Source organism: Bacillus sp. LM 4-2 (assembly GCF_000978495.1).
In the GTDB taxonomy this organism is placed as follows: Bacteria; Bacillota; Bacilli; order Bacillales; family Bacillaceae; genus Bacillus; species Bacillus subtilis.
This window is the reverse complement of the sequence record NZ_CP011101.1, coordinates 912,334-925,000: the sequence shown is the minus strand read 5'-3', so window position 1 is coordinate 925,000 and position 12,667 is coordinate 912,334. Positions and strand designations below refer to the sequence as shown.

The window sequence follows — 12,667 nt, the reverse complement described above, 5'->3', positions numbered from 1 at the left end:
GACTACGGATCTTATCACTCGCAGTCTGACTCCCAAGGATAAGTCATTGGCATTCGGAGTTTGACTGAATTCGGTAACCCGGTAGGGGCCCCTAGTCCAATCAGTGCTCTACCTCCAAGACTCTTACCTTGAGGCTAGCCCTAAAGCTATTTCGGAGAGAACCAGCTATCTCCAGGTTCGATTGGCATTTCACCCCTACCCACACCTCATCCCCGCACTTTTCAACGTGCGTGGGTTCGGGCCTCCATTCAGTGTTACCTGAACTTCACCCTGGACATGGGTAGATCACCTGGTTTCGGGTCTACGACCACGTACTCATGCGCCCTATTCAGACTCGCTTTCGCTGCGGCTCCGCATCTTCTGCTTAACCTTGCACGGGATCGTAACTCGCCGGTTCATTCTACAAAAGGCACGCCATCACCCGTTAACGGGCTCTGACTACTTGTAGGCACACGGTTTCAGGATCTCTTTCACTCCCCTTCCGGGGTGCTTTTCACCTTTCCCTCACGGTACTGGTTCACTATCGGTCACTAGGGAGTATTTAGCCTTGGGAGATGGTCCTCCCGGATTCCGACGGAATTTCACGTGTTCCGCCGTACTCAGGATCCACTCAGGAGAGAACGAAGTTTTGACTACAGGGCTGTTACCTCCTATGGCGGGCCTTTCCAGACCTCTTCATCTACCTCGTTCCTTTGTAACTCCGTACAGAGTGTCCTACAACCCCAAGAGGCAAGCCTCTTGGTTTGGGCTAATCCCGTTTCGCTCGCCGCTACTCAGGGAATCGCATTTGCTTTCTCTTCCTCCGGGTACTTAGATGTTTCAGTTCCCCGGGTCTGCCTTCTCATATCCTATGAATTCAGATATGGATACCACTCCATTACGAGTGGTGGGTTTCCCCATTCGGAAATCTCCGGATCAAAGCTTGCTTACAGCTCCCCGAAGCATATCGGTGTTCGTCCCGTCCTTCATCGGCTCCTAGTGCCAAGGCATCCACCGTGCGCCCTTTCTAACTTAACCGTTAAAAAGAATCACTATGTGATATCTTGTGTTACTAATTGAATGTGATGTCTACTGTTATCTAGTTTTCAAAGAACACGTTTCGAAGGAATGATCCTTCAAAACTAAACAAGACAGGGAACGTTCTGTTTATAAGACCTAAGGTCTTATATTCCGTATAATATCCTTAGAAAGGAGGTGATCCAGCCGCACCTTCCGATACGGCTACCTTGTTACGACTTCACCCCAATCATCTGTCCCACCTTCGGCGGCTGGCTCCTAAAAGGTTACCTCACCGACTTCGGGTGTTACAAACTCTCGTGGTGTGACGGGCGGTGTGTACAAGGCCCGGGAACGTATTCACCGCGGCATGCTGATCCGCGATTACTAGCGATTCCAGCTTCACGCAGTCGAGTTGCAGACTGCGATCCGAACTGAGAACAGATTTGTGGGATTGGCTTAACCTCGCGGTTTCGCTGCCCTTTGTTCTGTCCATTGTAGCACGTGTGTAGCCCAGGTCATAAGGGGCATGATGATTTGACGTCATCCCCACCTTCCTCCGGTTTGTCACCGGCAGTCACCTTAGAGTGCCCAACTGAATGCTGGCAACTAAGATCAAGGGTTGCGCTCGTTGCGGGACTTAACCCAACATCTCACGACACGAGCTGACGACAACCATGCACCACCTGTCACTCTGCCCCCGAAGGGGACGTCCTATCTCTAGGATTGTCAGAGGATGTCAAGACCTGGTAAGGTTCTTCGCGTTGCTTCGAATTAAACCACATGCTCCACCGCTTGTGCGGGCCCCCGTCAATTCCTTTGAGTTTCAGTCTTGCGACCGTACTCCCCAGGCGGAGTGCTTAATGCGTTAGCTGCAGCACTAAGGGGCGGAAACCCCCTAACACTTAGCACTCATCGTTTACGGCGTGGACTACCAGGGTATCTAATCCTGTTCGCTCCCCACGCTTTCGCTCCTCAGCGTCAGTTACAGACCAGAGAGTCGCCTTCGCCACTGGTGTTCCTCCACATCTCTACGCATTTCACCGCTACACGTGGAATTCCACTCTCCTCTTCTGCACTCAAGTTCCCCAGTTTCCAATGACCCTCCCCGGTTGAGCCGGGGGCTTTCACATCAGACTTAAGAAACCGCCTGCGAGCCCTTTACGCCCAATAATTCCGGACAACGCTTGCCACCTACGTATTACCGCGGCTGCTGGCACGTAGTTAGCCGTGGCTTTCTGGTTAGGTACCGTCAAGGTACCGCCCTATTCGAACGGTACTTGTTCTTCCCTAACAACAGAGCTTTACGATCCGAAAACCTTCATCACTCACGCGGCGTTGCTCCGTCAGACTTTCGTCCATTGCGGAAGATTCCCTACTGCTGCCTCCCGTAGGAGTCTGGGCCGTGTCTCAGTCCCAGTGTGGCCGATCACCCTCTCAGGTCGGCTACGCATCGTCGCCTTGGTGAGCCGTTACCTCATCAACTAGCTAATGCGCCGCGGGTCCATCTGTAAGTGGTAGCCGAAGCCACCTTTTATGTTTGAACCATGCGGTTCAAACAACCATCCGGTATTAGCCCCGGTTTCCCGGAGTTATCCCAGTCTTACAGGCAGGTTACCCACGTGTTACTCACCCGTCCGCCGCTAACATCAGGGAGCAAGCTCCCATCTGTCCGCTCGACTTGCATGTATTAGGCACGCCGCCAGCGTTCGTCCTGAGCCAGGATCAAACTCTCCGATAAATGGATCACAGGTTAAGTTCACCGCATCCTGCAGCGACACCTGTATGACCTGCGTCGTGCAGGCCCTAGTTTGACTGACTACGCACATCGCTGTGCGATTTTTAAAAACTGAATTAACAGGTACGTTTTGTCTTGTTTAGTTTTCAAAGATCATTTTCACTTCTTGTTGAAGCGACTTTATTAATATAACATTTTGACTTTCTTTTGTCAAATGTTTTTTTGATTTATTTTCCCGCCGCTGTGAGCTTGTTTTCTCAGAAGCGCATCAGCGACGTTTAATAATATAACACGGTCAAGAATCAGAGTCAACACCTTTTTTAAAAGAATATCCTCGGTGATAGACAGCCTGTCCTTTCGTTTCTATCTGGCAGACGTTGATAAGTCCCTTGTCCGTCAAGTAATCAAGCATAACGCCAAGATCTTGGGTAAAGTGCTTTAGGTCATGATGTTGAAGAAGCTCACCGAATTGCCAAATGTCTTTTTCTTTCATTACTTCGAAAAGATGCGCCGAACCGATCTCGGCTTTGGAATGGATGAGAAAATCATTTGCTAAGAATAATAATTCAAGTCTTTTTTCCAGGCTCTCGTGACTTTCAATCAGCTCGGAATATAACTTGTACACTTGCGGCTCCATCTGGCGCACTTGGCTCCACACCGTGGTTTCGGGATGGAATCCTCTGTCGATTACTTCAATACGTGCTAAATGATGCAGCGCATGAACAACGGCGTTGTAGGCATCTAAAAATTGATTGGCTTCAAAAAAAGCTTTTCCTTCAACATACCTTCTGATTAATTTGCCGTATTCGAGTCCGATCTTCAGTTTACGTTCGGCAAACGGAAATGTATTCAGCCTGTCAATCAGCTCAGCAACGTATTCATTACGGTCAAACAAAACTCTGCCATTTACAATCCAATCTATGATTCTTCTATTTGTTCCGAGTAAAATCCATTCTTGAATCTGAGAATCTGTTACCACATGCAAAGAAGCTGTTTGATGATCAAATTCATAATGCTTTATAAAAACTGGCTCATCAGCATCCTTTACAATCACCAGCAAAGCTGCATCAAAGTTATCTGTTAAGGAAGATGTTTTGTTTCTTCTCTCAATCATAATGACAGCCAATGTGTTGGGGTGACTTGCTCTTTCTTGGTAAATTGGACGGAGAAGATTTTCCATCACTATTCCTCCAATGCAATTGTTCAAATTTTTTTATTCTCTATTTGATTCAATTCTATGGTTAAAACGAAATTCCTTTTTTCTAAACACATTGAACTATTATAAACAATTTCACAGTAACTCTCCATATATAAATTCCAGTTCAACCGAAAACATGAAGAAAATCCCATCGGGTTTGTGCTATAGTTAAATCAGAGGGGGATGGACATGGCGAAATACTCCAGCAAAATTAATAAAATCAGAACATTTGCGTTAAGTTTGGTTTTCGTTGGGTTTATCATTATGTACATCGGGATCTTTTTCAAAGAGTCAGTTTTGCTTTCTAGCTTGTTTATGATACTTGGGCTTTTATCCATCGGTCTCAGCACGGTAGTTTACTTTTGGATCGGAATGCTTTCGACTAAAGCGGTTCGCGTCATTTGTCCAGGCTGTGATAAAGAGACAAAGGTTTTAGGAAGAGTCGATATGTGCATGCATTGCCGAGAGCCGCTGACTTTAGATAAGAGATTAGAAGGAAAAGAATTTGATGAGTCTTATAATAAAAAGAAAATGTCGAAATAAAATAAGCTGACCGTTTCGTGCGGTCAGCTTATTTTTAATGATTTTCTTTTTTCGAACACTCTTGGCAGACGCCGTAAATTTCTAAACGGTGGTGGCTTACCTTGAAGCCCGTGACGTGGGCAGCGAGCTGCTCCACTTCATCAAGGCCCGGGTAGTGGAAGTCCACAATTTTACCGCAGTTTTCGCAAATCGCGTGATAGTGATCAGATGTCACAAAATCGAATCTGCTGGAAGCATCACCGTATGTGAGCTCTTTTACCAAACCTGATTCCCGGAACACACGCAAATTGTTATATACCGTCGCTACGCTCATGTTAGGAAATTTCCCTTCCAGAGCTTTATATATATCGTCCGCTGTTGGATGAGCCATAGAGTTAACGAGATATTCCAGAATCGCATGACGTTGAGGAGTAATGCGAACTCCGGTTTCCTTCAACGTTTCTAAGGCTTCTTTTAGTTCATGTGCAGCCATCCGTCATGCACCTCTCTTCTAAAAAAAATTCTTACATTGTAATGTTTATAATTAGTGTAACTCTTTCTACGATAATTTGTCAATTGATATCAGGGTAAAAGTAAGCATAGGCTCATAGAGATTTACTTTTCCGCCATATCTTTGAGGGTTTGAAGCGCTTCGGCTACATGGTCCTTTACTTTTACTTTTCTCCATTCTTTAATGAGCCGGCCTTCTTTATCAATTAAAAAAGTGGAACGCTCGATTCCCATATACTCTTTTCCGAAGTTTTTCTTCAGCTTCCACACATCAAATGCTTCCGCCAGCTTATGCTCGTCATCAACAAGAAGCAGAAATGGAAGGTTATGCTTCTCTTTAAATTTTCCGTGTTTTTCCTGGCTGTCCGGGCTGACGCCGATAATGACGGCATCCAGTTCGGCGAAGCTTTCGTGACTGTCCCGAAAATCGCATGCTTCAGTTGTACATCCCGGTGTCATGTCCTTTGGATAAAAATAAAGCACGATGTACTTTCCTTTATAATCCGATAATTTTACTGTTTCCCCATGATCACCTTTTAACTCAAGATCAGGCGCTTTTTGTCCGATTTCTATAGTCATTACGTTACCTCCGGATGTTTTTTTATTAAGCGTATCCAATTCTTGTCCAGATTACAACCATCTCAGCTGAATCTGAAGCCCGAAGCCATTGTTCTTGTTCGGAAGCATGCTACAATAGAAAGGACGCATGGAGATATAGGAGGTTTTTATTCTTGCATACAAAATCAATTGAACTTCACAATGAGGCATTACAGCACATTGTCGGCGGTGTAAACAGCCCGTCTAGATCATATAAAGCAGTCGGCGGCGGTTCTCCTGTTGCAATGGAGAAAGCAAGAGGCGCTTATTTTTGGGATGTGGACGGCAACAAATACATCGATTATTTAGCGGCGTACGGTCCGATTATTACAGGACATGCCCACCCGCATATTACAGAAGCGATTAAAAAAGCGGCAGAGAACGGTGTATTGTATGGAACACCAACGAAACACGAGGTTACATTTGCAAAAATGCTCAAAGAAGCCATTCCCGCTATGGACAAAGTAAGATTCGTCAATTCGGGTACAGAAGCCGTTATGACGACCATCCGCGTGGCTCGCGCATATACAGGCCGGACAAAAATCATTAAATTTGCGGGCTGTTATCACGGGCATTCGGACCTTGTGCTTGTCGCCGCAGGCTCCGGCCCGTCTACTCTTGGCACACCAGACTCAGCCGGTGTACCGAAAAGCATTGCAAACGAAGTGATCACAGTACCATTTAATGATATCGATAGCTATAAAGCGGCTCTTGATAAATGGGGCAGTGAAATCGCGGCGGTTCTCGTTGAACCGATTGTCGGCAACTTCGGTATCGTGGAGCCGAAAGAGGGCTTCTTAGAAAAAGTAAATGAATTGACACATAATGCAGGCGCTCTCGTTATTTACGATGAAGTCATTACGGCTTTCCGCTTTATGTATGGCGGCGCGCAGGATCTCTTACAGGTGAAACCAGATTTAACAGCACTCGGGAAAATTATCGGCGGCGGACTTCCGATTGGCGCCTATGGCGGCAAACAAGAAATCATGGAGCAGGTAGCTCCGCTAGGACCTGCTTATCAGGCAGGAACAATGGCAGGGAACCCCGCTTCCATCCTATCAGGCATCGCTTGTCTGGAAGTGCTCAAAGAAAAAGGCGTGTATGAAAAGCTTGATCACCTTGGCGCTATGCTTGAGGAAGGTATTTTGAAGCACGCAGAAACACACGGCATCACCATTACGGTCAACCGGTTAAAAGGTGCGCTCACGGTATACTTCTCTGATGAGAAAGTCGAAAATTACGAGCAGGCTGAACGGAGTGACGGAGAAACATTCGCTACGTTTTTCAAGCTGATGCTGGAACGCGGAATTAATTTAGCACCTTCTAAGTATGAAGCTTGGTTTATTACCACAGCACATACAGAGCAGGATATTAAAGACACGCTTGCAGCGGTCGAGGATGCTTTTAAACATCTTAAAAACTAGAATCAGATACCTTGAACAGGAGCTTTGAGCTCCTGTTTTTTTTATGGAATCAAACAACGTGTAAGATTTTGGTCTTTTTCTAGAAAAATAGCTTGAATATTTGTATCGATCCCTGTATATTACTTAATTGTTTAGCAAATAAACTAACCGGGAATTTTAAGGATTAGCCCATTTGCTATGTCACACAATTTACTATAGAAAGGAATGCACGCACAAACCAATGAAACTTGGTGCCCGCATTTTCAAAACCGGGATTGCGATTACACTTGCCCTTTATTTGGCTTCGTGGATCGGGCTTCCCGCGCCGATTTTCGCTGGAATTGCAGCGATATTTGCGATCCAGCCGTCGATTTACCGCTCTTTTCTCATTATTATTGACCAGGTTCAAGCAAATATCATCGGAGCTGTGATTGCCACAGTGTTCGGCCTTATTTTCGGACCCAGCCCGATTATGATCGGGTTAACAGCAGTTATTGTCATTACAATCATGCTGAAACTTAAAATTGAACATACAATTTCAATTGCTCTTGTAACAGTCATTGCGATATTAGAATCTGCCGGTGACGACTTTTTAATGTTCGCGCTGATCAGAACAAGCACAGTCATCTTAGGGGTGCTTTCTTCCTTTATCGTCAACCTTGTGTTTTTGCCTCCTAAGTACGAAACAAAGCTGATTCATAATACCGTCGAAAACACCGAAGAAATTATGAAGTGGATCAGATTGTCCATGCGGCAGTCGACAGAGCATTCGATTTTGAAAGAGGATATTGAAAAACTGAAAGAAAAAATGATCAAGCTTGATCAGACATATCTTCTATATAAAGAAGAAAGAAGTTACTTTAAGAAAACCACTTATGTGAAATCAAGAAAGCTTGTCCTGTTCAGACAGGCCATTATTACTGCAAATCGGGCGCTTGATACATTGAAGAAGCTGCATCGTCTGGAAAACGAGATCTATCATATGCCGGAAGAGTTTCAGGAAACATTGACTGAAGAACTTGATTACCTGCTTTACTGGCACGAACGGATTTTGATGAGGTTTGTCGGAAAAATCAAGCCGCATGATGACGCGGTTGAAGAAGGCATCCGGTATAAGCAGCTTTTAACAAAGTCATTTTTAAAAAATCAGCAGAATACGGATGAGGAGCTTATTGATTACAACATGCTCAATATTATGGCAAGCGCCGTGGAATATCGCGAGCAGCTTGAACATTTAGAAACACTTATCACAAGTTTTCAAACGTATCATCCGAAAGACTGCGAAATAGAAACAGAAGAGTAACCCGGTTAAACAGCCGGGTTTTTTTATATACAAAAAAATCTTATATCCTTCGTTAAAAGGATATAAGATTGATGTTTTAGTTCAAATTTTGAATGGTAAATAAGTGCTTGTATTGGCTCTCATAGTCCATGAGTTCATCATGGGTTCCGATTTCAATGATTGTCCCGTTTTCCATGACAACAATCTTATCCGCATGGGTGATTGTCGATAAACGGTGGGCGACAACAAAAGTTGTTCTATCCTTCGCCAGTTTGTCCATCGCTTCTTGAATGTAATGCTCACTTTCCAAATCCAGAGCTGATGTAGCTTCATCTAAAATGAGGAGCGGCGGATTTTTCAGGAATACCCGCGCAATTGAGATCCGCTGCTTTTGTCCGCCTGAAAGCTTAACGCCTCGTTCTCCCACCCGGGTCTCATATCCTTCTGGAAAACTCATGATAAATTCATGGGCATTTGCAGCTTTGGCGGCTTCGATTATCTCTTCAAGTGTGGCATCAGGCTTGCCGATCGCGATATTTTCCCGAATCGTTTCACTAAATAAAAAGGTATCCTGAAGCACCATACCAACCTGGTTGCGAAGGCTTCTTGCTTCATAATCGCGAATATCCGTCCCATCAATCAGCAGTCTGCCGCTTGTTACATCATAAAATCTTGGGATCAGGCTGACGAGCGTTGATTTTCCTCCTCCGCTCATGCCGACGAGAGCTACAGTTTCTCCTCTATTTACTTTTAAGGATACATCATGAAGAATATTTTCTTTGTCCTTCTCATATTGAAACGAAACGTTTTGAAACTCCACTCCTCCGCGAATCTGATCGGCCTTTATCGCATTTGGTTTGTCAGTGAGTTCATAGGGCTCGTCAATAAATTCAAACACCCTGTCCATTGATGCGATTGACTGTGTCAAAGTTGTAGAGGAATTGATCAGCCTTCTAACAGGGTTGTACATTCTGTCAATATATCCGACAAACGCGACCATTGTTCCGACTGTCAGCGGTCCATTAATGACAAAATACCCGGCGCACGCTATGACGATGAGCGGCGCCAAATCTGTAATGGTATTAACGACCGCAAAGGTTTTGGCGTTCCAATTCGTGTGGCGGATGGCTTTATCTAAGAAATGACCGTTTTTCTCATTAAATTGAGCCTGTTCATGATCTTCTATCGCAAAGCTTCTGATGACAGGCATGCCTTGAATGCGTTCATGCAAATGCCCCTGCACTTGAGCAAGAGCCTGTGAGCGCTCCCTTGTCAGCTTTCGTAAACGGCCGTAAAAATACTTCACTGATATTCCGTATAATGGGAATAAAACGATAGAGATCAGCGTTAATTTAACGTCCAGTGTGAGCATGATCGAGATTACAATCAAAATCGTCAGCATATCGAGCCATATATTCATCAGCCCTGTGATGACGAAATCCTTTGTTTGTTCTACATCATTAATCACTCGGGAAATGACTTCCCCTGTTCTTGTATTCGCGTAAAAACGAAGGCTCAGTTTTTGTATATGGTCAAACAGCTTAGCTCTTATATCATAAAGCACCTTGCTGGCAGTCCACTGGGCAAAATATTGCCGGTAATATTCAACAGGCGGGCGCAAAATTAAAAATAAGGCGAACATGATCGCCATAATCGTGAACAATGACGTGGTTTTGTCACTGGCCGTGCCGCCTCCTTGAATAATGTCGTCAACTACGTACTTCAGAAGCAATGGGAGAGCAAGCGGAATGGAGAATTTTACGATCCCGATTAACACTGTAACGAAAATTTGCTTCTTATAAGGTTTGACGAATTGCATGTAGCGTTTCATAACCCCCACGTTGATTCCCCCTCTCTCTTTATCATGATGTGTGTGAGCCCATGTGAAAAACCTGTTGTACCCCGCAACAGGTTTTTACGTAACCATTATTTTGTATAGCGCAAATACCGTTCATACCACATATCGACAAACTCGGGCGCAAACGGTCCCTGACGCTGGTGAATCCAATGGAGCAGCGTATTTAAGTAGTCTCTTAAAATACTGTCGATTTCTTTTGGATAATTCATGGCTTTCCGATGATCATCATATTCGTCTTCATCGAGAATATTGTAGGTCATGTCAGGAAAAACCTTAACATCTAAGTCATAATCAATATATTTAATTGCTTCGCCATCATAGGCAAACGGAGAACTGATGTTGCAATAATAATGAACCCCGTCTTCCCTCAGCATCCCGATGACATTAAACCATTGTCTTGCGTGAAAATAACAGATTGCGGGCTCTCTGGTTATCCATGTCCGGCCGTCTGATTCGGTTACCATCGTCCGGTCATTGGCTCCGATGACACACATTTCTGTACTTTTTAAGATTGTTGTCTCATTCCAAATTCTATGAATCAGCCCGTTGTGCTTATAGCTGTGAATTTGAATGGTTTCTCCTTCCTTGGGATAGCCCATATTTCTCCCCTACTTTCTATAAAGCCCTACAGTTAGTATGTCCAAATTTGCTTACCGACAACGTCTTTTACCTATTATAACGTTACAAATTGAAAAATGAAAATAAAAGAGCCATTCCGGCCGGGGAATGGCACATTCCTGCACTACACAAAGGAAGACGGCTTTTCTGAGCTGCGATATGAACGAATGACCTGCTCTGTCTGCTTTTGAAACATATCCTGTATATCGGCAAGGTGTTTCCGTTTTACCGCAATTTCAGCCTGAATCCCACGCAGCCTTGCATCCCTTTCCAAATGCCGGAGTTCCGCCTCAATTTGTTTGCAGCGGTCGAGCTCTGATTGGAGATCGAGAAGCTTATCCATCGTTTTCATCTGTTCACTTACCAGCTTTTCAAATTCGGTCATCGGTTCCTCCTTCAGCCTGATGAAAGTATAAACATTTCCTCCTTTAATCATTTCGTTCTCCGTAAAGCAAACCCTTTGACTCATTCTGTAGACCTTCCACAAGTTTTGTCGTTTTTCAAACAGAAAAAAGCACTTCCACCCGAAGATGAAGTGCTTTTTTCTGTTTCAGTGATTAGCTGTTTTGTTGTTTGTTTTGTTCAGCAGATTGGTTTTGCTGTCTTACCTGCTGTGCGTCAGTTTCACTAGCGAATTCAGTGCCGAATTGACCTTGTTGTCCAGCTGATTGCTGGTTTTGTTTTCTGACTTGCTGAGCGTTTGTTTCGCTAGCAAATTCAGTGCCAAATTGACCTTGACCAGCAGCTGATTGTTGGTTTTGTTTTCTAACTTGTTGAGCGTTTGTTTTGCTGAAGTTATTTGAGTTAGCCATTGTTATCACCTCCACGGTCATTAGAATGTGCAGGTGATCGTATAGCTATTCCTCTTTTTTAAAAATTTTTAAACGAGCAGTGAGCGTCCGCCGTCAACGATAATTGTCTGTCCGCGGATCATGTCAGCCTTGGAAGACACTAGAAACTCCACAGTATCAACCATGTCTTTAATTTCGACCATGCGTCCCGCCGGCGTGTTTTGGCGCGCATCCTCAAGCAGATCTTCTCTATTCGGGAAGTGTTTCAGCGCATCTGTGTCGATCGCTCCGCCTGAAACAGCATTGACGATAATTTGTTTTGGTGAAAGCTCAACGGCAAGATAACGGGTTAAAGCCTCTAACGCTGCTTTTGATACACCGACCGTGGTGTAGTTTTCAAGATAGCGGATAGAGCCTAATGAACTAATGCTGACAATATGCCCGCCACCGTTCTTCTCCATTAGCTTGGCAGCTTCCTGAGCGCAGAAAAGCAATGCTTTCGCATTAATGTTCATCGTCCAGTCCCAGTGTGTTTCTTCTAATTCCATGACAGGTCTTAGTACTCCTGAAGCGGCATTATTGACAAAAACATCAAGTCTGCCGAACGTTTCATCAATTTGCTGAAACATTTCTTTGATTTTTGCAGGCTGTCCTACGTTTGCTTTTACGACAAGCACTTTAACGCCAAGCTTTTCGATTTCTTCCGCTGTTTCTAATGCTGCTTTTTTGCTGCGTGCATAGTTAATGACGATGTTATAGCCGTTCTCAGCAAGTCTGATCGCGGCCGCTTTTCCGACACCGCGGCTGCTTCCTGTTACGAGTGCACATTTATTTTGTTCCATTTTTCCTCATCTCCTTGTAGCGTATAGTTCTTTTATTTCCACAAACAATAATGGCAAGAACTTTAAAGGGGGTCTTCTGTTATGTATGTCGGACGTGATATGAGCGAATTGAACATGGTTTCCAAAAAAGATTGGAAGAACAGTGAACTCGCTTATTTTCATCATGCCTTTCAGCAAATTATGCCTTATTTGAACGAAGAAGGCCAATCAAAATACCGGGAATTAACGCAAGAAATTGAAGCGCGCGGCGGAATGAAGCGCAATGAAGCGGACTACAGCCACGGCACGCGCGTCTCTTACGATTAAGAATGG

12 protein-coding genes and 2 rRNA genes (1 of these 14 cut by a window edge) are annotated in these 12,667 nt (G+C 44.5%); 4 read left to right on the top strand and 10 right to left on the bottom strand.

Annotated features, from left to right (window positions below):
* The 3 genes from bslm_RS04600 to bslm_RS04590 form a co-directional block, all read right to left on the bottom strand.
* A 23S ribosomal RNA gene (locus bslm_RS04600) occupies positions 1–1,017 on the bottom strand (it extends 1,911 nt beyond the left edge of the window).
* A gap of 170 nt (positions 1,018–1,187) precedes the next feature.
* Positions 1,188–2,737: ribosomal RNA gene (locus tag bslm_RS04595) — 16S ribosomal RNA — on the bottom strand.
* Together the 16S and 23S rRNA genes form the textbook arrangement of a ribosomal RNA operon.
* Positions 2,738–3,029: 292 nt before the next feature.
* Entirely contained in the window at positions 3,030–3,914 is an 885-nt protein-coding gene (locus bslm_RS04590) for a nucleotidyltransferase-like protein (protein ID WP_046380872.1), read from the bottom strand.
* Positions 3,915–4,121: 207 nt separating this feature from the next.
* On the opposite strand from bslm_RS04590, the gene bslm_RS04585 reads away from it, so the two are divergent.
* Positions 4,122–4,475 (top strand): YgzB family protein, encoded by a 354-nt coding sequence (locus bslm_RS04585; RefSeq protein WP_046380871.1) that lies wholly within the window; start codon positions 4,122–4,124, stop codon positions 4,473–4,475.
* 34 nt (positions 4,476–4,509) lie between these two features.
* On the opposite strand, the gene perR is transcribed toward bslm_RS04585, so the two are convergent.
* A complete protein-coding gene (perR, locus tag bslm_RS04580; protein ID WP_003223285.1) occupies positions 4,510–4,947 on the bottom strand; it encodes a peroxide-responsive transcriptional repressor PerR in 438 nt (145 codons plus the stop codon).
* A gap of 122 nt (positions 4,948–5,069) precedes the next feature.
* Positions 5,070–5,543, bottom strand: coding sequence for a thioredoxin-dependent thiol peroxidase (bcp, locus tag bslm_RS04575; protein WP_046380870.1), 474 nt, complete (start codon positions 5,541–5,543; stop codon positions 5,070–5,072).
* 152 nt (positions 5,544–5,695) lie between these two features.
* On the opposite strand from bcp, the gene bslm_RS04570 reads away from it, so the two are divergent.
* Together bslm_RS04570 and bslm_RS04565 are read left to right on the top strand one after the other, a co-directional pair.
* Complete coding sequence (locus tag bslm_RS04570) at positions 5,696–6,985, top strand: glutamate-1-semialdehyde 2,1-aminomutase (protein ID WP_046380869.1); 1,290 nt, start codon at positions 5,696–5,698, stop codon at positions 6,983–6,985.
* A 220-nt stretch (positions 6,986–7,205) separates the two neighbouring features.
* Positions 7,206–8,267: an aromatic acid exporter family protein gene (locus bslm_RS04565; protein ID WP_003233537.1), complete on the top strand. Its 1,062-nt coding sequence runs from the start codon at positions 7,206–7,208 to the stop codon at positions 8,265–8,267.
* 76 nt (positions 8,268–8,343) lie between these two features.
* Here the strand turns inward: bslm_RS04565 and bslm_RS04560 are convergent, their stop codons facing one another.
* The 5 genes from bslm_RS04560 to fabL all read right to left on the bottom strand — a co-directional run bounded on the left by bslm_RS04560 (position 8,344) and on the right by fabL (position 12,355).
* On the bottom strand, positions 8,344–10,086 hold the full coding sequence (locus bslm_RS04560; RefSeq protein ID WP_009966836.1) for an ABC transporter ATP-binding protein: 1,743 nt from the start codon (positions 10,084–10,086) through the stop codon (positions 8,344–8,346).
* An 86-nt stretch (positions 10,087–10,172) separates the two neighbouring features.
* On the bottom strand, positions 10,173–10,703 hold the full coding sequence (gene ntdP / locus bslm_RS04555; protein WP_003223272.1) for a nucleoside tri-diphosphate phosphatase: 531 nt from the start codon (positions 10,701–10,703) through the stop codon (positions 10,173–10,175).
* A gap of 143 nt (positions 10,704–10,846) precedes the next feature.
* Positions 10,847–11,107, bottom strand: coding sequence for a YgaB family protein (locus bslm_RS04550; protein WP_003242708.1), 261 nt, complete (start codon positions 11,105–11,107; stop codon positions 10,847–10,849).
* A gap of 172 nt (positions 11,108–11,279) precedes the next feature.
* Positions 11,280–11,534, bottom strand: coding sequence for a gamma type acid-soluble spore protein SspE (gene sspE / locus bslm_RS04545; protein ID WP_003233541.1), 255 nt, complete (start codon positions 11,532–11,534; stop codon positions 11,280–11,282).
* A 68-nt stretch (positions 11,535–11,602) separates the two neighbouring features.
* Complete coding sequence (gene fabL, locus bslm_RS04540) at positions 11,603–12,355, bottom strand: enoyl-[acyl-carrier-protein] reductase FabL (RefSeq protein WP_003223262.1); 753 nt, start codon at positions 12,353–12,355, stop codon at positions 11,603–11,605.
* 81 nt (positions 12,356–12,436) lie between these two features.
* Between fabL and bslm_RS04535 the strand changes: the two genes are divergently transcribed.
* Complete coding sequence (locus tag bslm_RS04535) at positions 12,437–12,661, top strand: hypothetical protein (RefSeq protein ID WP_003233542.1); 225 nt, start codon at positions 12,437–12,439, stop codon at positions 12,659–12,661.
* Positions 12,662–12,667 lie beyond the last annotated feature (6 nt).

Bases quoted from the DNA above. Each gene is read 5' to 3' on its own strand.
- bcp (WP_046380870.1), bottom strand. From the start codon at position 5,543: ATGACTATAGAAATCGGACAAAAAGCGCCTGATCTTGAGTTAAAAGGT.
- bslm_RS04590 (WP_046380872.1), bottom strand. From the start codon at position 3,914: ATGGAAAATCTTCTCCGTCCAATTTACCAAGAAAGAGCAAGTCACCCC.
- perR (WP_003223285.1), bottom strand. From the start codon at position 4,947: ATGGCTGCACATGAACTAAAAGAAGCCTTAGAAACGTTGAAGGAAACC.
- bslm_RS04585 (WP_046380871.1), top strand. From the start codon at position 4,122: ATGGCGAAATACTCCAGCAAAATTAATAAAATCAGAACATTTGCGTTA.
- bslm_RS04535 (WP_003233542.1), top strand. From the start codon at position 12,437: ATGTATGTCGGACGTGATATGAGCGAATTGAACATGGTTTCCAAAAAA.
- ntdP (WP_003223272.1), bottom strand. From the start codon at position 10,703: ATGGGCTATCCCAAGGAAGGAGAAACCATTCAAATTCACAGCTATAAG.
- sspE (WP_003233541.1), bottom strand. From the start codon at position 11,534: ATGGCTAACTCAAATAACTTCAGCAAAACAAACGCTCAACAAGTTAGA.
- bslm_RS04550 (WP_003242708.1), bottom strand. From the start codon at position 11,107: ATGACCGAATTTGAAAAGCTGGTAAGTGAACAGATGAAAACGATGGAT.
- bslm_RS04565 (WP_003233537.1), top strand. From the start codon at position 7,206: ATGAAACTTGGTGCCCGCATTTTCAAAACCGGGATTGCGATTACACTT.
- fabL (WP_003223262.1), bottom strand. From the start codon at position 12,355: ATGGAACAAAATAAATGTGCACTCGTAACAGGAAGCAGCCGCGGTGTC.